Origin of the sequence: Pseudescherichia sp., from assembly GCF_031987975.1 — a bacterium.
GTDB lineage: Bacteria > Pseudomonadota > Gammaproteobacteria > Enterobacterales > Enterobacteriaceae > Pseudescherichia.
This window is the reverse complement of record NZ_DALZYX010000007.1, coordinates 262,396-285,820: the sequence shown is the minus strand read 5'-3', so window position 1 is coordinate 285,820 and position 23,425 is coordinate 262,396. Positions and strand designations below refer to the sequence as shown.

The 23,425-nt window shown below is 54.4% G+C and carries 24 protein-coding genes; 13 read left to right on the top strand and 11 right to left on the bottom strand.

Features of this window, described 5'->3' with window-relative positions:
* Nucleotides 1–217 precede the first annotated feature (217 nt).
* Together yccA and tusE are read left to right on the top strand one after the other, a co-directional pair.
* Entirely contained in the window at nucleotides 218–877 is a 660-nt protein-coding gene (gene yccA / locus RTN40_RS14690; RefSeq protein WP_042392507.1) for an FtsH protease modulator YccA, read from the top strand.
* 87 nt (nucleotides 878–964) lie between these two features.
* Nucleotides 965–1,294, top strand: coding sequence for a sulfurtransferase TusE (gene tusE, locus RTN40_RS14685; protein WP_312210485.1), 330 nt, complete (start codon nucleotides 965–967; stop codon nucleotides 1,292–1,294).
* Here tusE and yccX read toward each other — a convergent pair.
* Both yccX and RTN40_RS14675 read right to left on the bottom strand, forming a co-directional pair.
* On the bottom strand, nucleotides 1,291–1,599 hold the full coding sequence (gene yccX / locus RTN40_RS14680; protein ID WP_312229096.1) for an acylphosphatase: 309 nt from the start codon (nucleotides 1,597–1,599) through the stop codon (nucleotides 1,291–1,293). The two genes, tusE and yccX, sit on opposite strands and share 4 nt — an antisense overlap.
* A 54-nt stretch (nucleotides 1,600–1,653) precedes the next feature.
* Nucleotides 1,654–2,319, bottom strand: coding sequence for a hypothetical protein (locus tag RTN40_RS14675; protein WP_312229095.1), 666 nt, complete (start codon nucleotides 2,317–2,319; stop codon nucleotides 1,654–1,656).
* Between the two features lie 269 nt (nucleotides 2,320–2,588).
* Here RTN40_RS14675 and rlmI point away from each other — a divergent pair, with 269 nt between their 5' ends.
* Together rlmI and hspQ are read left to right on the top strand one after the other, a co-directional pair.
* The gene (gene rlmI, locus RTN40_RS14670) at nucleotides 2,589–3,779 is read left to right on the top strand and encodes a 23S rRNA (cytosine(1962)-C(5))-methyltransferase RlmI (RefSeq protein WP_312229094.1); all 1,191 of its coding nucleotides are present in this window, start codon (nucleotides 2,589–2,591) and stop codon (nucleotides 3,777–3,779) included.
* Nucleotides 3,780–3,838: 59 nt separating this feature from the next.
* Entirely contained in the window at nucleotides 3,839–4,156 is a 318-nt protein-coding gene (gene hspQ, locus RTN40_RS14665; RefSeq protein ID WP_312229093.1) for a heat shock protein HspQ, read from the top strand.
* Between the two features lie 43 nt (nucleotides 4,157–4,199).
* On the opposite strand, the gene RTN40_RS14660 is transcribed toward hspQ, so the two are convergent.
* Nucleotides 4,200–4,613, bottom strand: coding sequence for a CoA-binding protein (locus tag RTN40_RS14660; protein ID WP_312210476.1), 414 nt, complete (start codon nucleotides 4,611–4,613; stop codon nucleotides 4,200–4,202).
* 167 nt (nucleotides 4,614–4,780) lie between these two features.
* Here RTN40_RS14660 and csgI point away from each other — a divergent pair, with 167 nt between their 5' ends.
* Together csgI and mgsA are read left to right on the top strand one after the other, a co-directional pair.
* Complete coding sequence (gene csgI / locus RTN40_RS14655) at nucleotides 4,781–5,437, top strand: curli synthesis inhibitor (protein ID WP_312229092.1); 657 nt, start codon at nucleotides 4,781–4,783, stop codon at nucleotides 5,435–5,437.
* Nucleotides 5,438–5,547: 110 nt separating this feature from the next.
* Nucleotides 5,548–6,006, top strand: a complete 459-nt coding sequence (gene mgsA / locus RTN40_RS14650; RefSeq protein WP_312229091.1) for a methylglyoxal synthase — start codon at nucleotides 5,548–5,550, stop codon at nucleotides 6,004–6,006.
* A gap of 42 nt (nucleotides 6,007–6,048) precedes the next feature.
* Here mgsA and helD read toward each other — a convergent pair whose 3' ends face one another.
* Nucleotides 6,049–8,103, bottom strand: coding sequence for a DNA helicase IV (gene helD / locus RTN40_RS14645; protein WP_312229090.1), 2,055 nt, complete (start codon nucleotides 8,101–8,103; stop codon nucleotides 6,049–6,051).
* A 123-nt stretch (nucleotides 8,104–8,226) separates the two neighbouring features.
* Here helD and RTN40_RS14640 point away from each other — a divergent pair, with 123 nt between their 5' ends.
* Together RTN40_RS14640 and yccS are read left to right on the top strand one after the other, a co-directional pair.
* Nucleotides 8,227–8,670: a YccF domain-containing protein gene (locus RTN40_RS14640; RefSeq protein ID WP_312229089.1), complete on the top strand. Its 444-nt coding sequence runs from the start codon at nucleotides 8,227–8,229 to the stop codon at nucleotides 8,668–8,670.
* 20 nt (nucleotides 8,671–8,690) lie between these two features.
* On the top strand, nucleotides 8,691–10,823 hold the full coding sequence (gene yccS, locus RTN40_RS14635) for a YccS family putative transporter (RefSeq protein ID WP_312229088.1): 2,133 nt from the start codon (nucleotides 8,691–8,693) through the stop codon (nucleotides 10,821–10,823).
* Here yccS and RTN40_RS14630 read toward each other — a convergent pair.
* Nucleotides 10,808–11,437, bottom strand: a complete 630-nt coding sequence (locus tag RTN40_RS14630; protein ID WP_312229087.1) for a TfoX/Sxy family DNA transformation protein — start codon at nucleotides 11,435–11,437, stop codon at nucleotides 10,808–10,810. The two genes, yccS and RTN40_RS14630, sit on opposite strands and share 16 nt — an antisense overlap.
* A 218-nt stretch (nucleotides 11,438–11,655) precedes the next feature.
* Between RTN40_RS14630 and sulA the strand changes: the two genes are divergently transcribed.
* Together sulA and ompA are read left to right on the top strand one after the other, a co-directional pair.
* On the top strand, nucleotides 11,656–12,165 hold the full coding sequence (gene sulA / locus RTN40_RS14625; RefSeq protein WP_312229086.1) for an SOS-induced cell division inhibitor SulA: 510 nt from the start codon (nucleotides 11,656–11,658) through the stop codon (nucleotides 12,163–12,165).
* A 354-nt stretch (nucleotides 12,166–12,519) separates the two neighbouring features.
* A complete protein-coding gene (gene ompA / locus RTN40_RS14620) occupies nucleotides 12,520–13,578 on the top strand; it encodes a porin OmpA (protein ID WP_268108475.1) in 1,059 nt (352 codons plus the stop codon).
* Nucleotides 13,579–13,646: 68 nt separating this feature from the next.
* Here ompA and matP read toward each other — a convergent pair whose 3' ends face one another.
* Nucleotides 13,647–14,099 (bottom strand): macrodomain Ter protein MatP, encoded by a 453-nt coding sequence (gene matP, locus RTN40_RS14615; protein WP_312210461.1) that lies wholly within the window; start codon nucleotides 14,097–14,099, stop codon nucleotides 13,647–13,649.
* 185 nt (nucleotides 14,100–14,284) lie between these two features.
* Between matP and RTN40_RS14610 the strand changes: the two genes are divergently transcribed.
* Nucleotides 14,285–16,045, top strand: a complete 1,761-nt coding sequence (locus tag RTN40_RS14610; RefSeq protein WP_312229085.1) for a Lon protease family protein — start codon at nucleotides 14,285–14,287, stop codon at nucleotides 16,043–16,045.
* A 368-nt stretch (nucleotides 16,046–16,413) separates the two neighbouring features.
* On the opposite strand, the gene RTN40_RS14605 is transcribed toward RTN40_RS14610, so the two are convergent.
* The 4 genes from RTN40_RS14605 to RTN40_RS14590 form a co-directional block, all read right to left on the bottom strand.
* Nucleotides 16,414–17,490, bottom strand: a complete 1,077-nt coding sequence (locus tag RTN40_RS14605; protein ID WP_312229084.1) for a hypothetical protein — start codon at nucleotides 17,488–17,490, stop codon at nucleotides 16,414–16,416.
* A gap of 154 nt (nucleotides 17,491–17,644) precedes the next feature.
* On the bottom strand, nucleotides 17,645–18,040 hold the full coding sequence (locus tag RTN40_RS14600; RefSeq protein WP_312229083.1) for a hypothetical protein: 396 nt from the start codon (nucleotides 18,038–18,040) through the stop codon (nucleotides 17,645–17,647).
* Nucleotides 18,041–18,110: 70 nt separating this feature from the next.
* Entirely contained in the window at nucleotides 18,111–18,413 is a 303-nt protein-coding gene (locus tag RTN40_RS14595) for a hypothetical protein (protein ID WP_312229082.1), read from the bottom strand.
* A gap of 331 nt (nucleotides 18,414–18,744) precedes the next feature.
* Nucleotides 18,745–19,488, bottom strand: coding sequence for a phage antirepressor KilAC domain-containing protein (locus RTN40_RS14590; RefSeq protein ID WP_312229081.1), 744 nt, complete (start codon nucleotides 19,486–19,488; stop codon nucleotides 18,745–18,747).
* Between the two features lie 630 nt (nucleotides 19,489–20,118).
* Between RTN40_RS14590 and RTN40_RS21015 the strand changes: the two genes are divergently transcribed.
* The gene (locus tag RTN40_RS21015) at nucleotides 20,119–20,553 is read left to right on the top strand and encodes a Bro-N domain-containing protein (RefSeq protein WP_409418532.1); all 435 of its coding nucleotides are present in this window, start codon (nucleotides 20,119–20,121) and stop codon (nucleotides 20,551–20,553) included.
* Between the two features lie 672 nt (nucleotides 20,554–21,225).
* Here the strand turns inward: RTN40_RS21015 and RTN40_RS14585 are convergent.
* On the bottom strand, nucleotides 21,226–22,497 hold the full coding sequence (locus RTN40_RS14585) for a tyrosine-type recombinase/integrase (protein ID WP_312229080.1): 1,272 nt from the start codon (nucleotides 22,495–22,497) through the stop codon (nucleotides 21,226–21,228).
* A 363-nt stretch (nucleotides 22,498–22,860) separates the two neighbouring features.
* On the opposite strand from RTN40_RS14585, the gene fabA reads away from it, so the two are divergent.
* Nucleotides 22,861–23,379, top strand: coding sequence for a bifunctional 3-hydroxydecanoyl-ACP dehydratase/trans-2-decenoyl-ACP isomerase (gene fabA / locus RTN40_RS14580; RefSeq protein ID WP_312229079.1), 519 nt, complete (start codon nucleotides 22,861–22,863; stop codon nucleotides 23,377–23,379).
* Nucleotides 23,380–23,425: the final 46 nt, after the last annotated feature.

The window sequence follows — 23,425 nt, the reverse complement described above, 5'->3', positions numbered from 1 at the left end:
ACCAGGCAAGAAATCAATACTTTTCAGCGACCTATAAGAGGCTGATCTGTTTAAGCTGCGCAAAAGCGCAATAACGCTAGCAAAAGCGAAATTTAAAGCAGACTATGCTAACCGTAAGTTATTGTTGTTCTGGTAAAGATGGGTAAAACCGCTTTAAGCTGCCGCTCTGTTTCCCTATCCTTCATCCTTAATTACATCTGTCATAAGAGAGTGACTCATGGATCGTATTGTTAGCGCTTCACGCGGGCGTACATCGCTGCTCAGCACGCACAAAGTGCTGAGAAACACCTATTTTATGCTCAGCCTGACCCTGGCCTTCTCCGCGATCACCGCGACTGCCAGTACAGTACTGGGCCTGCCGTCGCCGGGGCTGATCCTGACTCTGGTCGGCATGTACGGCTTAATGTTCCTGACCTATAAGCTGGCGGATAAACCCGCCGGTATCCTGGCCGCCTTCGCCTTTACCGGCTTCCTGGGCTACATCCTCGGTCCGATGCTTAACGCCTACCTCTCGGCAGGCATGGGCGATCTGATTGGCCTGGCGCTGGGCGGTACCGCCCTGACCTTCTTCTGCTGCTCGGCCTACGTGCTGACTACCCGCAAAGATATGTCCTTCCTCGGCGGTATGCTGATGGCGGGGATCGTAGTGGTGCTAATCGGCATGGTAGCGAACATCTTCCTGCAGCTGCCGGCTCTGCATCTGGCTATCAGCGCGGTGTTTATCCTGATCTCTACCGGGGCGATCCTGTATGAGACCAGCAACATCATTCACGGCGGCGAAACCAACTATATTCGCGCCACCGTCAGCCTCTACGTCTCGCTGTACAACATCTTTGTCAGCCTGCTGAGCATCCTGGGCTTCTCCAGCCGGGACTAACCGCTTAAGCATCCCATCAAGCCCCGCTTATGCGGGGCTTTGTTTTTTGTTACACTGCGGCGGTTTTTAGCTAATTCGTGAATGATTATGTTGAGCTTTGAAGGTAAAGAGATAGAGACCGATAACGACGGCTATCTGAAAGAGAGCAGTCAGTGGAGCGAAGGCCTGGCAGAGGTCATTGCGGCGCAGGAGTCCATTACCCTCTCGCCCGAGCATTGGGAAGTGGTGCGCTTCGTGCGTGAGTTCTATCTGGAATTTAACACCTCGCCAGCGATCCGCATGCTGGTCAAGGCAATGGCCAACAAGTTTGGCGAAGAGAAAGGCAACAGCCGCTACCTCTACCGCCTCTTTCCGAAAGGCCCGGCTAAGCAGGCCACTAAGATTGCTGGCCTGCCAAAACCGGTGAAGTGCATTTAATAGCGGATACCAAATTTAGTCCACTCCCTGGTGGGCTGGTGCGGCTCGGTTAAAACATTATCAACCCGGGCGCTGCGCGGCCCTCCTGCTTTCAGCCACTCAAGCAGCTCGGCTATCTTCTCCTCTTCGCCGCAGGCCAACACCTCTACGCTGCCGTCGTCAAGATTACGCGCGTAGCCAGTCAGGCCAAGGCGATGCGCCTCACGCTGGGTGCTGTAGCGAAACCCCACCCCCTGAACGCTGCCGTGAACCCAGCATTTGATGCAGGAGGAGGCTTTGTCTTTTGTAATGTTCTCTTGGGCCATGATGACACTCCTTCTTTGATTCACTAAGGGTAGCGTATGCTGGCAAAATTTTTCTTACATTAACGTGTGTACTTTCAGGAAAGGGACCGGGCGGTAAAACGTGCCCTGCACGCCCCAGATCCCCGCCTCCTGAAGAACTGGAATATAGCGCCTGTTTTCCAGGCCCTGAACAATAATCCGCTCGCAGTATTTTTTCAGGTTTTTGATCAGTATGGTAAAAGTCGGCTTAATAATTTCATCATTGAAAAAGGTGGTTTCCAGTTTTACGGCCTCGTAACTGCAGGCGACCAGGCCCGATACATCCGCACTACCCTTACCAAGATCGTCCAGCCAGATAGCGTTAGATGTTCCCGTAATTTCATCCCGTACCGAACAGATCTTCTCAGAGAGCGCCAGCTTAACGAAGGGCAGCGCCGACAGCGCGCCGCGTAGGGCATTGTCATAGCTGAGCAGCACCGCCGACTCTTCATCATAAACGGGCAGCGAGACAAAGATGCCCCGCCTGCGGATCCAGGCCGCCTGCTGAGAAATCGCTGCCAGCTGCGCATAGAGGAAATTGCGTTTCGCCTCGGGGTTCCACGTGCTGACGATCAGTTCAGGATGCTGCGTGCGTTGACCTTTACTCTCCAGCTGAGTGTTCAGCTCAACGCCCAGCAGCTGACCTGCTACAGAGGTCACAGGCTCTGCCATAAACTGGTAGTGATACGCTTCCGTCGCCATCTTTTTATCCATTGTTATCAGGGTATACAACAATGTTATTGAAGGCTGCGACAGGTTGTGTCACTCCGTACTGCTACTATCAGACTTTTCCCTACATACCGCTTCGCTTAGCTGTACCAGACTGAAAGTATTAACTCTCATTGCCTGTCTGTCTTGCCAGTACCTTGATGGTACTGGCATTTTTTTACCCACCGATTGCTGAATTGCTTTTCCTGCTCTAACCCAGGAAAATGGCGGCCATTTTCTTCATAAAGACAATACAATTTATTATGAGCGTACGTTTAGTGTTAGCCAAAGGGCGCGAGAAGTCGTTGCTGCGCCGTCATCCCTGGGTCTTCTCTGGTGCGGTTGCCCGCATGGAAGGCAAAGCCAGCCTCGGTGAGACCATTGATATCGTTGACCATCAGGGAAAATGGTTAGCGCGTGGCGCGTACTCGCCTGCCTCGCAGATCCGCGCCCGCGTCTGGACGTTCGATAAAAACGAAAGCGTGGATATCGCCTTCTTTAGCCGCCGCCTGGCCCAGGCCCAGCAGTGGCGTGACTGGCTGGCAAAGCGCGATGGTCTCGACAGCTATCGCCTGATCGCCGGGGAGTCCGACGGATTGCCAGGGGTGACTATCGACCGCTTCGGCAACTTCCTGGTACTGCAGCTGCTGAGCGCAGGAGCAGAGTATCAGCGCCCGGCGCTGGTGGCGGCCCTGCAGGAGCGCTACCCTGAGTGCGCAATTTACGATCGCAGCGACGTGGCGGTGCGTAAAAAAGAGGGCATGGAGCTGACCCAGGGGCCGGTAAGCGGTGAGCTGCCGCCGCCGCTGCTGCCGATCGAAGAGAACGGCATGAAGCTGCTGGTGGATATCCAGGCCGGGCACAAGACCGGCTACTACCTCGACCAGCGCGACAGCCGTCTGGCTACCCGCCAGTACGTTGCGGACAAGCGCGTGCTGAACTGCTTCTCCTACACCGGTGGCTTTGCCGTCTCCGCGCTGATGGGCGGCTGCGCTCAGGTCGTGAGCGTCGATACCTCTCAGGAGGCGCTGGACGTGGCGAAGCAGAACGTGGAGCTGAACAAGCTCGATCTGAGTAAAGCCGAGTTTGTACGTGATGATGTCTTCAAGCTGCTGCGCAAGTATCGTGATAACGGCGAGAAGTTCGACGTTATCGTGATGGATCCACCCAAGTTCGTAGAGAACAAAAGCCAGCTGATGGGTGCCTGCCGCGGCTATAAGGATATCAATATGCTGGCGATCCAGCTGTTGAACCCTGGCGGCGTGCTGCTGACCTTCTCCTGCTCGGGCCTGATGACCACCGATTTATTTCAGAAAATCATCGCTGATGCCGCAATAGATGCGGGTCGTGATGTACAATTTATAGAGCAGTTCCGTCAGGCCGCAGATCACCCGGTGATCGCTCCCTACCCGGAAGGGCTGTATCTTAAAGGGTTTGCCTGTCGCGTCATGTAGCTTGATTTCTGGAACCTTATCCCCATATTGGGGATAAGTACTGTTTCCTGGAGGTGACTATGATTGCCAGCAAATTCGGCATTGGCCAGCAGGTGCGCCACTCGCTGCTGGGATTTTTGGGCGTGGTCGTGGATATCGACCCCGAATACTCTCTTGATGAACCCTCCGCTGACGAGCTGGCCGTTAACCCGGATCTGCGCGTCGCCCCGTGGTATCACGTTGTGATGGAAGATGATGACGGACAGCCGGTGCACACGTACCTGGCAGAAGCTCAGCTTAGCAGCGAAGCGCAGGATGAACATCCGGAACAGCCCTCTATGGATGAGCTGGCGCGCTCTATCCGCAAACAGCTTCAGGCCCCGCGGCTGCGCAACTGATAAGACCCCGCCACAGCGGGGTCTGTTTTTTATCGACCTGCCATTAACGGCTGAGGCCCAGCCGTGGGATCTCAATCGCCGGGCAGCGATCCATCACCACGTTTAGCCCCGCATCACGCGCCAGTACCGCAGCCTGCTCGTTGATCACCCCCAGCTGTAGCCACAGCGTCTGCGCCCCGATGGCGATCGCCTCCTGCGCTACTCCCCAGGCCGCCTCCGACTGCCGGAACACGTCAACCATATCGACCTTCTCCGGGATCTCGGCCAGCGTCGCGTAGCCTTGCTGGCCCAGCAGCGTCTTCCCTGCCACCTTCGGCGACACCGGGATCACGTGATAGCCCTGATCGAGCAGGTATTTCATCACCCGGTAGCTGGGACGGTCGGGCTTGTCGCTTGCCCCCACCAGCGCAATGGTATGGGTTGATTTCAGAATGCCAGCAATATCGGTCTCTTTCATAATCATCTCCAGGCGTTTTTCTCAAGTGTATGCCAAACCGGGACGGACAACCATCTATCCCATACCTCTGCATGAGGGTAATAAGAGGCATAACTCTATATGTTACTAAGCATACTTTTTGACATGTTCAGACACGCTTTTAACCCTTAAAAAACAGCGGAGATTTTATGAGAGCCGGCTTTGCCACCGCACTGATTGTCTGCTTAATGCCGGTTACCGCTTTTGCAACGACCCTGCGCCTGGCAACGGAGATCGACCTGCTGATCCTCGACGGCAAAAAAGTCTCCAGCTCGCTGCTGCGTGGCGCGGGCAGTATTGAGCTGGAGAACGGTCCGCACCAACTGGTGTTTCGTGTGGAAAAAAGCATCCGCATGAACAACCGCGAGCAGCGGATGTGGATCTCCCCGCCGCTGATCGTCAGCTTCAATACCCGCTCTATCAATCTCGTTAACGTGACGCTGCCCCGGCTGGAGACGCAGAGGGAGTCAGAGATGTTTGACGCCGCGCCACAGATTTCACTGCTGGATGGGCACGCGGTGCCTATTCCCGCCAGGGTCGATATTCTGCCGGTAACGGAGACGCCGGAAGGGATTGATTATGAGCGGGATACCGAACGCTATAACAAACAGGGACAGCACGCTTCGCTACCCCAGTTTGCCAATAAAATGGCGGATGACAGCACGCTGCTCTCCAGCGTATCGGAGCTGGACGTGCCGCCGTCGCAGGATCTGACCGAGCAGCGGCTGAAGTACTGGTATCAGCAGGCCGATACGCAAACCCGCAGCCGCTTTATGGAGTGGGTAAAGTTGCAGCCCCCCTCCTGAGAGTGCGTTAAATCACATTCCCTTTTCCAGCTGCGCTTTTTTTACGCCTTTCTCTTGCAGCATCAAACGCTTCCAGTAATCTGTAGAAAATTCAATAATGGAAACGGATTATGGAACTGACGACACGTACGCTTCCGGCGCGGAAACACATTGCACTGGTGGCTCACGATCACTGCAAAACGATGCTAATGAATTGGGTAGAGCGTCACCACGCGCTGCTGGCCCAGCACGAGCTGTATGCCACCGGCACAACGGGCAATCTGATCCAGCGCGCCACCGGCCTGCCGGTAAACGCCATGCTGAGCGGGCCGATGGGCGGCGACCAGCAGGTGGGTGCGTTAATCTCTGAGAGCAAAATTGACGTGCTGATCTTCTTCTGGGATCCGCTCAACGCCGTGCCGCACGATCCCGACGTGAAAGCCCTGCTGCGCCTGGCCACGGTGTGGAATATCCCGGTCGCCACCAACGTCTCTACCGCAGACTTTATCATTGAGTCGGCGCACTTCGGTGAAAGCTTTGATATACAAATCCCGGACTACAAACGTTATCTGGCAGATCGCCTGAAGTAGTGCCAACGCCGGGTGGCGGATCCGCTTACCCGGCCTGCAACATCACGGCTTACGAACCACCGTTACGCCCAGCTGCTTTAACTCTTCCACAAACGGTGACGGCGCGTCTTTACTGAACAGCAGCCAGACGCGCTTGCGGGCGCGGGTCAGCGCCACGTAAAGCAGACGACGCTCCTCAGCGTCCGGGTAATCCTCCGGTGCAGGCAGCAGCGCCTGCTCCATAATCGACTCCCGCGCCGGGGCCGGGAAGCCCTCCTTGCCCTCCTGCAACCCCAGCACGATGACATAGTCCGCCTGCTGCCCCTTGCTGGCATGGATCGTCATAAAGTCGAGCGTCAGCTGCGGCCAGCGCGTCGCGGCCTTCTCCAGCACCGCTGGCTTCAGGTAGTGGTAGCGGGCCAGCAGCAGGATCCGCTCGTCCGGCTTTGCGTAGCCGCTGAGCTTGTCCAGCAGCGCATCGAGCCGATCTTCGGCCAGCAGCGTCACGGCGTTCTTCTCCCCTGCCGCTAAACTGTTGAGCGGCTTTCTCAGCTGGTGCGGATTCTGCTGGATAAAGCGGTTGGCCACGTCACCGATACGGTGAGTAAAGCGGTAGGTGGTATCCAGCACGCAGCTTTCGCCCTCGCCGAAGTAGTGATGAAATGCGGTTGTCAGAGAGAGCTGCGCCCCGCTGAAGCGATAGATCGCCTGCCAGTCATCACCGACAGCAAAGAGCGTGGTGCTTGAGTTCTGCTTGCGCAGCGCCGCCAGCAGCGCCGCACGCTGGGGAGAGATATCCTGAAACTCATCCACCAGAATATGCTTCCAGGGGCTGATAAAGCGTCCCTTCTCCAGAATATTGATCGCCTGATGGATCAGCCCGGAGAAGTCGACGGCATTTTCTGCCTTAAGCGCCGTTTTCCACGCCTTAAGCAGAGGGGCCATCAGCTTCACCCGCTTTGAGAAGAGGTTACGCACCTCCTCCGGCGCGCTGGCGATCATCTCCGCCTGGGCACCGCCGTGCATGCGCATCAGGCTGACCCAGCGATCGAGGCGTCCGGCAAGGCGGCGCTGTAGGGCTTTATCGTCCCAGAAATTGCCTTCGGGCACCTCCCACTCCAGCTCCTCCTCCAGCCACTGCCGCCAGCCCTTGGCCTGGGCCTTTTTCTCGCTGCACTGCTGCTGCCAGGCCTCAATAAACAGCGCCTGACGGGCGTCGGTATCATTCTCCAGGGCACTGATGGTGGGCACCTTTTTGCTGCCGTGCTGAATGATGGCCAGCGCCAGAGCATGGAAGGTCTGGGCGGCAATTTCATCGGTATTCAGCCGCTCGCGGATACGCTCGTCCATCTCCTGGGCTGCTTTGCGGCCAAAGGCCAGCAGCAGGATCTGATCCGCCGCCGCTTCACCGCGCATCAGCAGCCAGCCCGCACGAGCCACCAGTACCGAGGTCTTGCCGCTGCCCGCCCCGGCCAGCACCAACAGCGACTGCTCACCGTTCACGACCGCCTCCGCCTGAGCTGGATTAAGCGGTGAGGATTCGACGCTGGCAAAAAACGGCGCGTACTGAACCAGCATTTTACGGGTGTACTCCCGGTTATGGGCGGCCCGACTGGCTTCGACATCCACCAGCCAGCTCTGACACTGCTGCCACGCCTCGCGACAGTTATCAAACTCATCAAGACGGGCCAGCGGCAGCGGCAGCGCCGCAAAAGCGTTACGGATCCGATCCTGCAAGCCCGTGGTCTGCTGGCGAGTAAGCCACCTGCTGGCCTTCATGCCGCTGGAGAGGGTCTCGACCGTCTCCTGCAATACGCCCGCGGCCACCTCGCTCATCTGGCTGCTCCATGCCTGCCAGTGGGCATTGAGATGCTGATAAAACTGCTGGGTCTGCGCCCACTCGGTGCCATGCAGGCGCACTACTTTGGCATCTGAGAGCACGAATTCCAGCTCGCCCCAGACCAGGCCGCGTTTGCAGACAATGGCTAAAAGTTGATTATAAGGGATAAGGTACTCATGGCGATCGCCGGAAACCTTCACGCCTGCATGAAGCATGACCGCCCGGTCATAGGGGTGTTGAGCCAGACGTTTTCCGAGTGAAGTCGCTTTCAGTTCCATGATGTGCCGTTTCTCTGGTCATAACGTTGCCGTCAGTGTACCCGCCAGAGAATTTACGCTCCAGCGTAAAAAGACGTTACACTTAGCGGGCCTTTCCTTTATGGCAGATAACTTCGAGGATCTATGCGTACTGTACTGAATATTCTTAACTTCTTCCTGGGCGGTTTCGCCACGACGCTAGCCTGGATTCTGGCGACGCTGCTGAGCATTGTTTTTATCTTCACGCTGCCGCTGACCCGCTCGTGCTGGGAGATTACCAAACTGTCGCTGGTGCCATACGGCAACGAAGCGGTACACGTTGATGAGCTTGATCCGTCCCGCCGTAACGTACTCATGAACACCGGCGGTACGCTGCTGAACATTTTCTGGCTGGTGCTCTTCGGCTGGTGGCTATGCGTCATGCATATCCTGGCCGGCATCACCCAGTGCCTGACCATCATTGGCATTCCGGTAGGCATCGCCAATTTTAAAATCGCCGCCATTGCCCTGTGGCCGGTTGGACGGCGGGTCGTGTCGGTTGAGACGGCGCAGGCCGCCCGCGAAGCCAACGCCCGGGCGCGTTTTTAATCAGAAAGGATGCGTAGCTCATGTTAAGCCCCCTGCTTCGCCGATACACATGGAACAGTGCCTGGCTCTATAACGTCAGGATTTTTATCGCCCTGAGCGGTACGGTCGCCCTGCCCTGGTGGCTGGGGGAGGTGAAGCTCACGATCCCACTAACCCTGGGCGTGGTGGCCGCCGCGCTGGCCGATCTTGATGACAGGCTAACCGGGCGGCTGCGCAACCTGGTCATCACCCTGGTCTCGTTCTTTATCGCCTCGGCCTCGGTGGAGCTGCTCTTCCCCTGGCCGTGGCTGTTTGCCATTGGGCTTATCATCTCTACCTGCGGGTTTATTCTGCTGGGCGGCCTTGGGCAGCGCTATGCCACCATTGCCTTTGGCGCGCTGCTGATTGCTATCTATACCATGTTGGGGATCTCTCTCTTCGACCAGTGGTACCAGCAGCCACTGCTGCTGCTGGCGGGAGCGGTCTGGTTTAGCCTGCTGACGCTGGTGGGACATCTGGTCTTTCCGGTACGCCCTCTGCAGGACAATCTCTCCCGCTGCTACGCGCAGCTGGCGAACTATCTGGAGCAGAAATCGCGCCTTTTCGATCCGGATTTTGATGATGAGCATGAGAGCGAGGCCCCGCTCTACGATCTGGCCCAGGCCAACGGCCAGCTGGTGACCACGCTCAACCAGACTAAGGCTTCGCTGCTGACGAGGCTGCGGGGAGATCGCGGCCAGCGCGGTACCCGGCGCACGCTGCACTACTATTTCGTCGCCCAGGATATCCATGAGCGTGCCAGCTCGTCGCATATTCAATACCATGCTTTGCGCGAGCGCTTTCGCCATAGCGCCCTGATGTTTCGCTTTCAGCGGATGCTCTCCATGCAGGCGCAGGCCTGCGCCCGACTGTCACGGGCTATCCTGCTGCGCGAGCCGTATCAGCACGACCCGCAATTTGAGCGTGCCTTTGCCCACCTTGACGCGGCGCTTGAGCACGCCCGCGCTCAGGGTACCTCTGCCGACTATATAGAGGCGTTGAGCTTTGTGCGGGATAACCTGCGGGCTATCGACGCCCAGCTGGCGACCATCGAATCTGAGCAGGCACTGATGCAGCAGCCACAGAGTACCGAAAATGAGCTTGCCGATGACAGCCTGACCGGCCTGGACGATATTTGGCAGCGTTTAAAGCGCAATCTGACGCCGGAATCGGCCCTGTTTCGCCATGCGGTGAGAATGTCGGTGGTGCTCTGTCTGGGATACGCCTTTATTCAGCTAACCGGCTTACAGCACGGCTACTGGATCCTACTGACCAGCCTGTTTGTCTGCCAGCCAAACTATAATGCGACCCGTCACCGTCTGACGCTGCGTATCATCGGCACGCTGGTGGGCGTGGCAGTGGGACTGCCTGTGCTGCTTTTTGTCCCTTCGCTGGAGGGGCAGCTGGTGCTGATTGTCATCGCTGGGGTGCTCTTTTTTGCCTTCCGCAACGTTCAGTACGCTCATGCCACGATGTTTATCACCCTGCTGGTGCTGCTCTGCTTCAACCTGCTTGGCGAGGGCTTTGAGGTGGCGATCCCGCGTATTATCGATACGCTGATCGGCTGCGCCATCGCCTGGGCGGCGGTGAGCTTTATCTGGCCTGACTGGCGCTTTCGCAACCTCCCGCGGGTGCTGGAACGTGCGCTGGAGGCTAACTGCCGCTATCTGGATGCCATTCTGGAGCAGTATCACCAGGGACGCGATAACCGTCTGGCGTATCGTATTGCCCGGCGCTACGCCCACAACGGCGATGCGGAGCTGGCGTCGGTGGTTTCAAACATGTCCACCGAGCCGGACGCTACGCCAGAGATGCGGGACGTCGCCTTTCGCCTGCTCTGCCTGAACCACACCTTTACCAGCTATATCTCAACGCTGGGGGCGCATCGGGAGCAGCTTCAGCAGCCGGAGATCTTGCAGTTGCTGGATGACGCCGTTTGCTACGTTGATGATGCCCTGCACCATCAGCCTGCCGATGAAGTTCGGGTTGGACAGCAGCTCGCGGCGCTCTCCGAGCGGATCCGCCAGCTAGAGCCAGATCCAAACAGCAAGGCTCCACTGGTTTTACAGCAGATAGGCCTGCTGATTGGGCTGCTGCCGGAGATCTGTCAGCTGCAACATCAGGTTCCGCGCTGATTTATACCACTCTCTGCCTCCAGCTCTTTGAACCACACGGTCAGCTCCCGGCGCGTATCTGCCGGGAGCGCTGCCTCATGCAGGCCAGCAATGGCCCCTTCCAGCGCAAACAGCACTTTGATACTGAGCTGCGGGCTGCGCTCCTTTAACCTGAGCCAGCATGCCTTGGCGCCCAGCTGTTTCAGGCTGTGCTCATCCTTAATCCCGGCTTCCCACAGCAGCGTCTCCAGCTGAAAGTTCAGGTTGGGCAGATCCCGCAGCCGCTTTTGTGCATACCTTGCCACCTTCTCGCGCCGCGCCGCCGCCAGCGAATAGTGGCCGAGCGTCAGCAGCGTTTCGCGATCGTGCCACAGGCTGTCATCGACCCGGTAGTAGTTGAGCAGTACCGGCCTGCCCCGCTTTACAAAGGTCAGGAAAGAAGCCTGAGCGTTGACGCAGTAGGATGCGCTCTCTTCACAGGCGCGCAGGTAGAGCGCCCCTTCGGCAACCATTGCAAAGACGGTATCCTCGATGGCCAGGCTATAGCCGCCAAAGAGTGCACGGTGGTGAATATGCCCCAGCGGCGAAAGATATTCCCGAGATTGATAGATCCTTTGATACGATACGTTTTTCATGCTTATTCCTTTAAAATCAAGGCGTAAAATATCTTTTATTTCGTAAACCATCCGTTGAAAAGGAACATAGGCAAGTTGCCCGGCATCAGCAAGATGATTTTTCTTCTCGCCGCACATTCAGATCATATTTGCGAGACGCTTTCAGAAAATGAGGTTGATCTTTAAACGCTTAGGGGGTACTGTATAGATATACAGTAACTCTCAGGGCTGGAATGACTATGTACACTTCAGGCTATGCTAATCGCTCATCTCAATACGCTTCTTTCGCAGGCAGTCGCGCACAGGTCAATACGCCTGCTGCGGCTACCGGCCTCATCAGTGAGGTGGTCTACCGTGAAGACCAGCCGATGATGACGCAGCTGCTGCTGTTACCTCTGTTACAGCAGCTTAGCCAGCAGTCTCGCTGGCAGCTCTGGCTGACGCCGCAGCAAAAATTGAGCCGCGCATGGGTACAGTCTGCTGGTCTGCCTCTCAGCAAGCTGATGCATATTAGTCAGCTCTCGCCTGAGAGTACGCTGGACTCCATGATCAAAGCATTACAGACGGGGAACTACAGCGTGGTAATCGGCTGGCATGCGCAGGCGCTGTCGGAAGATGAGCATCGCCGCCTCGTTAACGCTGCTCAGGAAGGGAATGCAATGGGCTTTATTATGCGGCCGGTTCGTTTCGATCCTCAGGCTTCAGGACAGCCATCGGGCTTAAAAATTCACTCGAATTTGTTTCATTAAGTAAAAATAAGATAATTCCTGGGATCTATTTTGCACCGGTTCCAGGCCCTTGGTCATTAAGCTAAATTCTCTCGCGAAGCCTGTCTGGCGCGGTAACTGCGATATTTCGATGGCGAATTTATCGTCATAAATGTTAAATATTGTGTCTACAACTCTTTTTTTTTCATATGCCTGACGGAGTTCACACTTGTAAGTTTCCAACTACGTTGTAGACTTTACATCGCCAGGGGTGCTCGGCATAAGCCGAAGATATCGGTAGAGTTAATATTGAGCAATGCCCCCGGTGAAGGATTTAACCGTGTTTTCTCTGGCGAGAATTTCATGGCGATTTTTGGATGATAACGAGGCGCAAAAATGAAAAAGACAGCTATCGCGATTGCAGTGGCACTGGCTGGCTTCGCTACCGTAGCGCAGGCCGCTCCGAAAGATAATACCTGGTACACTGGTGCTAAACTGGGCTGGTCCCAGTACCACGACAACGGCTTCATTCCTAATGATGGCCCGACTCGTGAAGACCAGCTGGGCGCTGGCGCATACGGCGGCTACCAGGTTAACCCGTACGTTGGTTTCGAACTGGGCTATGACTGGTTAGGTCGTGAGCCGTACAAAGGCGACAACGTAAACGGTGCTTTCAAATCTCAGGGCGTTCAGCTGACCGCTAAACTGGGCTACCCAATCACTGACGACGTTGATATCTACACCCGCCTGGGTGGTATGGTATGGCGTGCTGATGCTAAAGCTCAGGTTCCTGGCACTGGCGCATCCTTCAAAGACCACGATACCGGTGTTTCCCCAGTATTCGCTGGTGGCGTAGAGTGGGCAATGACCCGTGACATCGCTACCCGTCTGGAATACCAGTGGGTTAACAACATTGGCGATGCTAAAACTCTGGGCACCCGTCAGGACAACGGTATGCTGAGCGTAGGTGTTTCCTACCGCTTCGGCCAGCAGGAAGACGTAGCTCCGGTTGTTGCACCGGCTCCGGCTCCGGCTCCGCAGGTTTCTACCAAGCACTTCACTCTGAAGTCTGACGTACTGTTCAACTTCAACAAAGCGACTCTGAAACCAGAAGGCCAGCAGGCTCTGGATCAGATGTACACCCAGCTGAGCAACCTGGATCCGAAAGACGGTTCCGTTGTTGTTCTGGGCTTCACCGACCGTATCGGTTCTGACGCTTACAACCAGGGTCTGTCCGAGAAACGTGCTCAGTCTGTTGTTGACTACCTGATCTCTAAAGGTATCCCGTCCAACAAGATCTCCGCACGTGGTATGGGCGAGTCTAACCCGGTTACCGGCAACACCTGTGACAACGTGAAAGCTCGCGCTGCACTGATCGACTGCCTGGCACCGGATCGTCGCGTAGAGATCGAAGTTAAAGGTATCAAAGACGTTGTAACTCAGCCGCAGGCTTAAGTTCACGTTTTATAAAAAAACCCCGCCATGCGGGGTTTTTTATTGCCTGCTGTTTGCTGACTAAGCCGTTACTCTTTGCCCAACAGCGCCTGCAGATCCTGCTTCAGGGTGCTCATCTGGCTGGCATACTTCTCTTTATGCTCGGCATCTTCAATCAGCTGCACAATCGTCTCCGACAGGGTTTTCCCCCGCCGCTGGGCAAGGCCCGCCAGTCGCTGCCAGACCATAAACTCCAGATCGATAGATTTTTTACGCGTGTGCTGGTGCTCGGCATTGAAGTGCCGCTTACGCCGGGCGCGGATGGTCTGCTTCATGCGGTTCATCAACGCGGCATTCATATGCTGCGCAATCCAGTCATTAACGCGAACCGGTTCGTATTCGAGCTTCAGCAATAAATCGACAGCCTCTTTAGCCGCACTGGTTTCTAAATAGCGCGTGATGAGTTCACCTTCACGGTGCTTTTTCACCAGGTACTTCCATTTCCAGCCGCTTTCAAGATTTTCCAGTTGTTGATATTTCATTGCGATCTCAGTGTTACCGTGTAACTTAGTTCAGAATATCAGTTTTTTGCCAATCTGCTGAAAAGAAATCACATCCTGTGAGCCAGACGGTAGCCGGATAGCGGTAAAAGCATCTATTCCGCGTGTGCTGAATTGCCGCTTACGCTATAATTCCGCCTTTTACAGCTGACGATAAAACCTCGACATTGACCATTACTAAACTAGCCTGGCAAGACCTTGTTCCTGATACCGACAGCTATCAGGAGGTGTTTACACCGTCTGACGTTGACCTTGAGTCTGAGCTTTCTCTTGGTGACACGCAACCTCGTTTGCACTATGCGCTGGAGCAGCTGCTGCATCCTTCTGCATCATCACGCTTTTTACTGGCTAAAGCGCCGGAGGAGCCGGAGTATCTGGCCCTGATCGCCGCCGCCGCCCGTGAACTCCAGCCCGCGACGTCGCCAGTGGTTGGCGTTGAGTATAGCGTCGCCGGCCGCACGGTGAGCGCAAAGCCTGCCGCCAGTGCAGAGGCGAACTTTGCCGGAAAGAGTGATGTGGTGGTTGCTGACTGGGTAGAAGCCGAGCAGCTCTTTGGCTGCCTGCGCCAGTTCAATAATGAGATCACCCTTGAGCCAGGGCTGGTGCACCAGGCCAACGGTGGCGTGCTGATTATCTCCCTGCGCACCCTGCTGAGCCAGCCACTGCTCTGGATGCGTCTTAAATCACTCGTCACCCGCCAGCGTTTTGACTGGGTCTCTTTTGATGAGTCCCGTCCCCTGCCCGTTAGCGTACCCGCGATGCCGCTCACGCTGAAGGTTATCCTGGTGGGCGAGCGCGAGTCGCTGGCGGATTTCCAGGAGATGGAACCCGATCTGGCTGCCCAGTCTATCTACAGCGAGTATGAAGAAAATATTCAGATTACCGATGCAGAAGATCTTGCCACCTGGCGTCAGTGGGTGATCCTGAACGCCGAGCAGGCTGGATTGCCTGTGCCTGCTGACGATGCTTGGCCGGTGCTGATCCGCGCCGCAGTACGCTATACCGACGATCAAGAAACGCTGCCACTCTGCCCGCTGTGGCTGGCTCGTCAGCTGCGCGAGGTCTCCGCCTTTACCGAAGAGAGCACCTTCGACGCAGAGCAGCTGCGGACCATGCTGACCCAGCGCGAATGGCGTGAAGGCTATCTGCCGGAGCGTATGCTGGATGAGATCCTGCTTGAGCAAATCTTGATTGAGACCGAGGGCGAGCGCGTCGGGCAGATCAACGCCCTCTCGGTGGTTGAATTTCCTGGCCATCCTCGCCCCTATGGCGAGCCTTCACGCATCAGTTGCGTGGTGCACATTGGTGACGGTGAGTTTCATGACATCGAGCGTAAAGCCGAGCTGGGGGGCAATATCCATGCGAAGGGCATGATGATCATGCAATCCTTCCTGATGGCCGAGCTGGAGCTGGAGCAGCAGATGCCGTTCACCGCGTCGCTGACCTTTGAGCAATCCTACAGCGAAGTGGACGGCGACAGCGCCTCGATGGCCGAGTTGTGCGCGCTGATCAGCGCCCTGGCCGATGTCCCGCTGCATCAGCATATCGCCATTACCGGCTCGGTGGATCAGTTTGGTCGCGCGCAGCCGGTGGGCGGTCTGAATGAGAAGATCGAAGGCTTTTTTGCGATTTGTCAGCATCGGGGCCTGACCGGCAAGCAGGGGGTGATTGTCCCCGCCGCGAACGTGCGCCATCTCTGTCTGCACCAGGATCTGCTGGATGCGGTACAGGCAGAACAATTTTCCATCTGGGCCATTGATGACGTGACCGATGCACTACCCTTACTGACAGACCTGGTGTGGGATGGCGAAGGGCAAACGACCTTGATCCAGACCATTCAGGAACGTATTACGCTGGCGACGCAGCAGGAAGCGCGTCATCGCTACCCGTGGCCGCTGCGCTGGTTGAGCTGGTTTTCAGCCAACTAAGAATAGCGATGAGAGACGCATCATGACCGGGTTAGAAGATAGTCGTCAAGCAATTTGTGACTTCTTTATGACCCGATTGTGGCTCATTTGTGACTTCGGTAGTGGTCTTGCCGTGGTTCCTGATGGTCCTATCGAGACCCATAGGGGGGATTTTCCTCAAGGCTTATCCTTATGATACCCACTCAGAAATTTCTGTAGAATTTTCATAAAGGGTCCTTTTAGGCTCAAGCTAATAGCAATAACCATGTACGTGACATGAGCCAGCATCAATAAAAATTCATAGGGTAATCCCTCTGTATTCATGGTTAAAACCTATCAATAGTAAAAGCTAGGGCATCCCTTTTAGGACACCCTTAGCTATTATTTAGTTACTTCCAAGTCAACTGAGTGATGAGCGGTAGGCTCACTGTGACACCGTCAGCATCCTTAGCGGTCGCAGAGGCCACCAGGTCAACCACTCCACGAGCTTCAATGACCCACGCTTGTTTATTGGCATTTCGTGACAGTGTGACCGGGAAGGCATCACCATCAGCGGTAGACCGGAAAGATAGCGCAGTGAAGCGACGAGGTAACAGAAAGAGGCCACGGTCAGTACCGCTATATTCCATTACACCGCAGCCCAGTAGTTCCTCCACGTCCTCTACGCCAGCCCGCTGAGCTGCTCGCTCAAGGATAGCTTCCAGTGAAGCCGGAATGAGTAACGTGTAGTCACTCAGCGTCGCACCATAAGCAGGTGTCAGGTTCACAGACAGCAGATCGATAATGTCTTCGGCCTGCTCACGTGGAATACCCGTAGGCTTAGTAACTTCAATCTTTTGGGTCAGCTCTGCATTAACCAGCAGGTCCACACAGTGTGAACTCATCGAGGCGCAGATATCCACCAGAGCCTGTCCAATCGCGTGGCGGAGGGAGGCCTCAGTGAATCCTGCGGTATCCATATGGAAGTCGAGCAGCTCCACAGAGTGGTTAAACATAACCGCGTCATTCGCTTTATCGACAGTGACCATCTCACCAAACTTAATAATGGAGGTCGGCTTGTCAGAATCGGCGTAACGCTGGGTCGGATTAAAACGAACAGAGTTATCAGCCAGCACGGCCAGAGTAATGGGCGTAGGCTCGGTACGATATGGTCGAATCTCGGCGGTCAGGCACTCGTTAAGACGCTCAATAAAATCAGGGTCATTCAGGCTGACATCCAGTGACTGAGCGAAACTCTCAGCGTAAACAGAAGCATCTACGTTAGTTGTTACGTGCATAGCGCCACCGCCATCTACAGACCCGTCGCCATTGCGCACTGGGGCTACAGAAGCCATGTTGATTTGCTCCCAGCCGGACTCAGCGTGAGTTGAGATGGTCGCATGTTGGGTCTGCAAGTTTACTTTTCGAGTGATTTCGGCATCTCGTTGAGACTGGGTATTGGTGTCACTGAATTGTTGGCGGCTCATAATAAGTATATCTCCTTAAGTGTCGTTATCTCCCTTTAGTTACAGAGAGTTATCTGGTGGCATTAGGCAAAAGGCTGATGTTGCTGCAAGCGACCATTGAGGCCGCTCACTTTAGAATTTGAATCAGGGAAGGCTGATGAAGGTTAAGACGCTACTAGAAACCAGCAGAGGCTTTGCGGAACCTTGCTACCACTTCGGCTTGTCGAGCTTTACGTTTAGCCACATCCTCAGCGATTTCCTCAGGGGTCGCATGTATGGCTGCCATGCGTTCTGCCTGTTCGTCTGCAAAGCGCTGAAGGGCTGCTCGCTGTTCTTCCTGTTCGGAGCGGTAATCCGCGTAGTCCCGCGAGAACTTGCCGTAGCCTCTGGGGATAATGTTTACGTTCATCATGGCATCGAACAGACGCCGCGAGACTTCGAAGCTATTCCACGAGGCGTTAAGACACATGGTTACAAAGACTTGTTTGAAGTAATCCAGCGTCATCTTTTGGCCGTTCACTTTGATTGACGTATCGGTAACATCAGTCAGGATAAATTTAGGAATTAACATTGTAGGGGTCCTCCTTGGGCGGGGAATGTCAGTGTTGATAGTTATGGTCGGGCTGTGAAACGTAGTCTCGTTAATCCTCTACTGGCACAGCATCGAGCAGATGGCCCAGAGACTCGTAGCCAAGCCAGCGACTGAAGGCCTCAAGGCATTCACTATCAGCCCAGTACGTCATTCCCGTTTGTTCCTCAAAGGAGGATGACAGGCGACCGCAGGCGTTGAAGTGATGAAACTCTGAGTCTTGCTCGAATAGAGCCGGATGCTTTGAGCCACCTAGTTTTAGAGCCGCGTGGATAGCCGTAAGGCTGTAGACCTCACTGGCGTCTCCAGCTTCAGCGATATCATTATTTAGGGAATCAGTAATTAAAATGGACATAGTGGATTCTCCATATTCAGGTGAACCCCTATCGGTCTCCTCGATGGCGCAATCTGGCTACTTACAGGCAGCACAGAGCGCCGCTGAGGGTCTCCCCGCATCGGTCGGTGTTCGTATTCAGTGTTTAAGTTAGTAAGATGCTAAACGAGAGGGCGCTTGATGCCGCGCTCAACGCACATCAGACACAGCTCGGCCTTTGGGTAATGCGGTCGGCTTTCAGGACCAGCCGGATCGATGCCTAGCAGGTCCAAAAGTGTCCGTGTGGGGATAGTCAGGAAGCTCAGCGCCTTGCGGCCCTCAGGGGTCCTTGGGTCAATCTTTCTGGCTTCACTCATGCGGCCACCTTACGGCTACGTTTCGCAGCTCGCTTAGCGGCAGCCTTCTGGCGGTCATCACGGGCAATAGCTTCTCGCCACTTAGACGCATTCTCTTGCATCCAGGCGACACCACGAGCGGTTACTTGCCATTCCTGACGGTCCATTACGGTCTTCCAGCGGAAGTAATCCCCACGGAATGCCTCAGCAGGTGGCTGGATATAATAATCGCCACGGTCATAATCGAACTTCTTAATGAACTTACCGGACCCCAGTAGACCCGCTATGAGTTTACGTGGAGGAATGCTCAGCGCTCTACAGGCTTGGGTCCATGGTACAGCGCCACCATTGGCAAGACGCTTATCGAAGATATCAGCTTTAGGTGCCGCGATGGACAAAGCAGCGTTAGCCTCATCAGCTTGCAGCACAGCGACACGCTCACGGAGAACGGCATCGTTACGCATGAAGATGAACGCATTGATGACCATCAGGTAGAAATCGGTCGAGACCCACATAGCATATGCAATAGCGCCAGCCTCAGTCGCCCAAGTACCCCCGTTGTCACCGTTAACGGTCTGCAAATTTGCAGAGCGGTCCATGTGTCGAGAGACCTCGGTTCGCCACTGTGAAGGAGCTTTACTATCTGGCAGATTGAGCACTTGGTGAATCTCGTTGAGGTTCCACATACGCTGGTCATTGCACGTGAACGAGTGATTCTCGATGACGATTGGCAGAGCCTCAATAGTGTTGGTGTAAACCATGGTGTCGTAATTCCTTATGTAGTGCCTCTACGTTCGCACCCGCTACCAGCCATCCAGACCCACGACAAGGGCACTGGCAGCAGCATAGAGGCACGACATAAAGACTGGATTGATGGATATAGCCTGCGACGGCTTTGGGTGATTCAGAGGTTGCTGTTCTAACTTGGGGAATTTCCATGTGATCGACCCAGCGAGTCCACTAACAACGTAGATGAACAAGAAGCTGGATTTCACAGGGGGTCCTCTCCCTATAGTGAGTCGTTAGCTTAACTCTTTGTTTTATTATCGTTATTTCCTAGCGACCAGTGGGGACCCAGTAGTAGTTATGTACAGGATTTATTTACGTTACGAGCGGCCCGCATTTTTTGCGGTCGGCTGGAGAACCACAGGCCCCGGAAAACAGGGTCTGTCTCAAGGACATTCGCAACAAACACCAAGAAATGGTGTCTGACTCATTACGTGACTCGTTAGATCGAGCGCTGCGTGGTAATCCGGACGTGGTGCTGATGCGTTGTCAGATATGCCTACTGAAATTCAGAAGTCATTAGTGGTGCGTGTCTCAGAAATTCCTACACAGATTGTTAACTCACTCGTTGATTACCCACGGTTGCAGGCTGTGAGCTGGACGTTGTGATAGGCCACCCGGACCATGAGTTGCTCTTTGTGGCTAAGCAGGTGGCTGATATGGCTGGCTTCAAGAATGGCAGTAACGCTGTCTATTCTTTCATGCAGAATAATGGGATAGAGCCTTTACGTATCTCAGACCTATCTCCCATTTTATGGGAGACACTCGTGCGACATCCTCGCGTGCTGCCCCGCTCCACATTAATGAATGAGTCTGCCACCTACCGTATGCTCCTTCGCGGACATGCACCGCAATCCGAGCCGTTCCGCAAGTGGGTCACTGAGGAAGTCCTACCGTCAATCCGTAAGACTGGCTCCTACGATATTGCTAAGTCAGAGACACCGGAGGGCCTCCAGTTCGCTGAGGAGTTCGGTAAGCTCCGTGCGGAGATCGGAATGTTAGCCAGTGAGGACACAGTTTGTGTCTGTGAGACCACATGACCAGTACGAGCAAGCTATGACCACCCAGCTCAATAACCTGAAGGGCATACTGAGGAGACCCTTGTTCCAAGGAAGTTCTCATAGTTTACCTTCAGGTTTTCCTCTAAGAGAGGATGGTAATTATAATTTTAACCATCCATCTAAGGGTCTATCCTTGAGCGTCAGCTCTGAGGGTCTTCTTGTTCCAAGGTCTTCTCAGAGGTAACTCAAGATATCCCAAAGAGCAATCACTTAGAGTTTCCATGCCCTGTATGGGAGTCCTAGATACTACGTCTGTCTTCACTTCCCCTACCCTAATCTGTATTCCACGAAAGAAGGACCCGCTGGCCCGTGTGGTGTCTTTAGTTACCCGCCCTGAAAGGTGCGGTAGGTTACGTTAATAGGATGCCCGATAATGCTGCTCTGGTTGGAAGCATGGCGCGTGTCGAGGAGGTTTCCAATCGCCCTCAGTGGCCCCAGCATTACGAACGGTAAATGTTATTTGCAAGATGGTCGCTGGTCGAGGCGTGCGGTATATAAATTATTTTCTTGGGCCTCTCCCTATAGTGAGTCGCTAGCTTTTAACCTTGACACTTACAAAAATCCATGAGTGAAGCTAGCACCCTCACCTAGCATAAATTAAATTGTAAAGTCAAACACAATTCAACCATGAAACATCCTTCGCAGGCTACCTCAGAGAAGAATAGCTTTTAAGACCTCAGACGAGCGTTGCGTACTCACAGCGGAACCGTAAAGCCCAAAAGTGATCTCACCGGAAGCATGACCAAGTATGCCCCCCACATCTGCTTCAGTGACTCCTCTCGCTCTCGCACGAGTCGCCATGTAATGACGAAGCGAATGAAAAGAGACCTCGCCAGTGCTGGTCGTATGGCGCTTAATGAAAGCATTCAGGTCGCTGTAAGTGCGGCTATGCTCCCGGAAGATATCCTCCCCATCCCGCTGACGCTCAAGCCACGCCCGGAATTTGTCTAATGAGAACCCGTATGCGCCATCTGTCAGCGGTACTTTGCGTATACTTGCTTTGTTCTTCAGGCCCTTAGCATTGTTATCGTGAATATCTATAAAAGTAATACCATCTTGCTCTTGGATATCCGCTTTGGTCAGCTGGAGCAGCTCCCCTATTCTTGCCCCGGTAATCATTCCGACCCGGATGGCCCACTGCTGGCTTAACGTAAGGTTTTTATCCGTGGTAAGAGCTGTAATGAGAGTGCTCATCTCCGGGTCCGTAAAGGCCCTGCGGTTATTTCGAACGCCTCTGAGCTTCAGGCCTTTAGTATAATCGTTCTGTATCAACCCGCTGTTAACCGCCCAGTTAACTACGGACGAGACTTTCTGAAGAATCTTGTTAACTGAAGCATAGACGTAATTGCCAGACTCAATCAGGTCAGCTCTTAACTCAGTTATATCTTCACGCGTATAGGTTCGCATATTGAGATGCGCAATGTACTCACTTAACCGCCTACGAATTGTATTGTGGTCAGAAATGGTAGACTTCTTCATGTTGATTGAGTTTTCAGCAAGAAATTTCCCATACAACTCGTCAAATGTAAGCACAGTCGCTGGTGATGCTTCTTGGCTTACAGTAATTGGAAGCGGCTCTACCAATCTGAGGGATTCGGCCGGAGAAAACTCCTCTACCAGCGCTAGAAGCGGCCCCGCATTTCCACACAGACGTTCTTTAGTAGCCTTAAGTATTTCCTGAGCCTTGATGATTGCCTTGTGCTGATTAAGTGAAAGTCCGGCGGTTGCCACAAGGTCCATTAGAGCTTCTCTGCTGTCATCTATAGTAGAGATCTCCACGCCATCCCAAAACTCATCAGGCTTGTCCATAAGTAAGGATTCAGCGAGGTCCCTGAGATACTCCTTCATCTCGTCCCAGCAAGCCTCGGGATTGTTAACAATAAATGTCCTGACGGCACTGTTATAAAATTCCTGATGCTTCATCGCTGCGGTCCTGCTAGTAGTTCTCATTGAAATGGTAATGGTATCACTCGCAGAGCCAACCCTACGATATCTCGTCTGGTAGATTCCTGAAGATTTCTTCCTGAAAAGATAAGGTATTGCCAACCGTAACCTCTGCTGTAAAGGTTGTGTCTTTATTGTGCCCCCTTGTGCCTGCTTTACAGATAAGGACAGATTGGCATTGTCTACGCACGAAGTCCGGCCCATTGAATCCATTAGGTATATCCTCATTACATAATGAAGCTATCCTTTATGTATGTGGTTTTCAGCCAACTGATCGGAGTTGTTCAGCGTACACGTGTTAGCTATCCTGCGTGCTTCACTAAAATAAGGCTTACTGAGAACATGGTAGATAAACGCGAATCCTATACGAAAGAAGACCTCATTGCCTCTGGTCGTGGTGAACTGTTTGGCGAAAATGGCCCACCGTTACCGGCAGGAAACATGCTGATGATGGACCGTGTGGTCAAGATGAGCGAGACGGGCGGCAATTTCGATAAAGGCTATGTTGAAGCAGAACTGGATATCAATCCGGATCTGTGGTTCTTCGGTTGCCACTTCATTGGCGATCCGGTAATGCCTGGCTGCCTGGGCCTCGATGCCATGTGGCAGCTGGTAGGTTTTTACCTCGGCTGGCTCGGCGGCGAAGGTAAAGGCCGCGCCCTCGGCGTGGGCGAAGTGAAACTGGCTGGCCAGATTTTACCGAATGCGAAGAAAGTTACCTACCGTATTCACTTCAAGCGCGTTATCAACCGTAAGCTAATCATGGGCATCGCGGATGGTGAAGTGCTGGTTGACGGTCGCCAGATCTACACCGCAACCGATCTGAAAGTGGGTCTGTTCAAGGACACCTCCGCGTTCTGATCCCCCTGACAGGCGAAACCTCCGCAAGGCGGAGGTTTCTTTTAAA

Bases quoted from the DNA above. Each gene is read 5' to 3' on its own strand.
- yccA (WP_042392507.1), top strand. From the start codon at position 218: ATGGATCGTATTGTTAGCGCTTCACGCGGGCGTACATCGCTGCTCAGC.
- tusE (WP_312210485.1), top strand. From the start codon at position 965: ATGTTGAGCTTTGAAGGTAAAGAGATAGAGACCGATAACGACGGCTAT.
- yccX (WP_312229096.1), bottom strand. From the start codon at position 1,599: ATGGCCCAAGAGAACATTACAAAAGACAAAGCCTCCTCCTGCATCAAA.
- RTN40_RS14675 (WP_312229095.1), bottom strand. From the start codon at position 2,319: ATGGCGACGGAAGCGTATCACTACCAGTTTATGGCAGAGCCTGTGACC.
- rlmI (WP_312229094.1), top strand. From the start codon at position 2,589: ATGAGCGTACGTTTAGTGTTAGCCAAAGGGCGCGAGAAGTCGTTGCTG.
- hspQ (WP_312229093.1), top strand. From the start codon at position 3,839: ATGATTGCCAGCAAATTCGGCATTGGCCAGCAGGTGCGCCACTCGCTG.
- RTN40_RS14660 (WP_312210476.1), bottom strand. From the start codon at position 4,613: ATGAAAGAGACCGATATTGCTGGCATTCTGAAATCAACCCATACCATT.
- csgI (WP_312229092.1), top strand. From the start codon at position 4,781: ATGAGAGCCGGCTTTGCCACCGCACTGATTGTCTGCTTAATGCCGGTT.
- mgsA (WP_312229091.1), top strand. From the start codon at position 5,548: ATGGAACTGACGACACGTACGCTTCCGGCGCGGAAACACATTGCACTG.
- helD (WP_312229090.1), bottom strand. From the start codon at position 8,103: ATGGAACTGAAAGCGACTTCACTCGGAAAACGTCTGGCTCAACACCCC.
- RTN40_RS14640 (WP_312229089.1), top strand. From the start codon at position 8,227: ATGCGTACTGTACTGAATATTCTTAACTTCTTCCTGGGCGGTTTCGCC.
- yccS (WP_312229088.1), top strand. From the start codon at position 8,691: ATGTTAAGCCCCCTGCTTCGCCGATACACATGGAACAGTGCCTGGCTC.
- RTN40_RS14630 (WP_312229087.1), bottom strand. From the start codon at position 11,437: ATGAAAAACGTATCGTATCAAAGGATCTATCAATCTCGGGAATATCTT.
- sulA (WP_312229086.1), top strand. From the start codon at position 11,656: ATGTACACTTCAGGCTATGCTAATCGCTCATCTCAATACGCTTCTTTC.
- ompA (WP_268108475.1), top strand. From the start codon at position 12,520: ATGAAAAAGACAGCTATCGCGATTGCAGTGGCACTGGCTGGCTTCGCT.
- matP (WP_312210461.1), bottom strand. From the start codon at position 14,099: ATGAAATATCAACAACTGGAAAATCTTGAAAGCGGCTGGAAATGGAAG.
- RTN40_RS14605 (WP_312229084.1), bottom strand. From the start codon at position 17,490: ATGAGCCGCCAACAATTCAGTGACACCAATACCCAGTCTCAACGAGAT.
- RTN40_RS14600 (WP_312229083.1), bottom strand. From the start codon at position 18,040: ATGTTAATTCCTAAATTTATCCTGACTGATGTTACCGATACGTCAATC.
- RTN40_RS14595 (WP_312229082.1), bottom strand. From the start codon at position 18,413: ATGTCCATTTTAATTACTGATTCCCTAAATAATGATATCGCTGAAGCT.
- RTN40_RS14590 (WP_312229081.1), bottom strand. From the start codon at position 19,488: ATGGTTTACACCAACACTATTGAGGCTCTGCCAATCGTCATCGAGAAT.
- RTN40_RS14585 (WP_312229080.1), bottom strand. From the start codon at position 22,497: ATGAAGCATCAGGAATTTTATAACAGTGCCGTCAGGACATTTATTGTT.
- fabA (WP_312229079.1), top strand. From the start codon at position 22,861: ATGGTAGATAAACGCGAATCCTATACGAAAGAAGACCTCATTGCCTCT.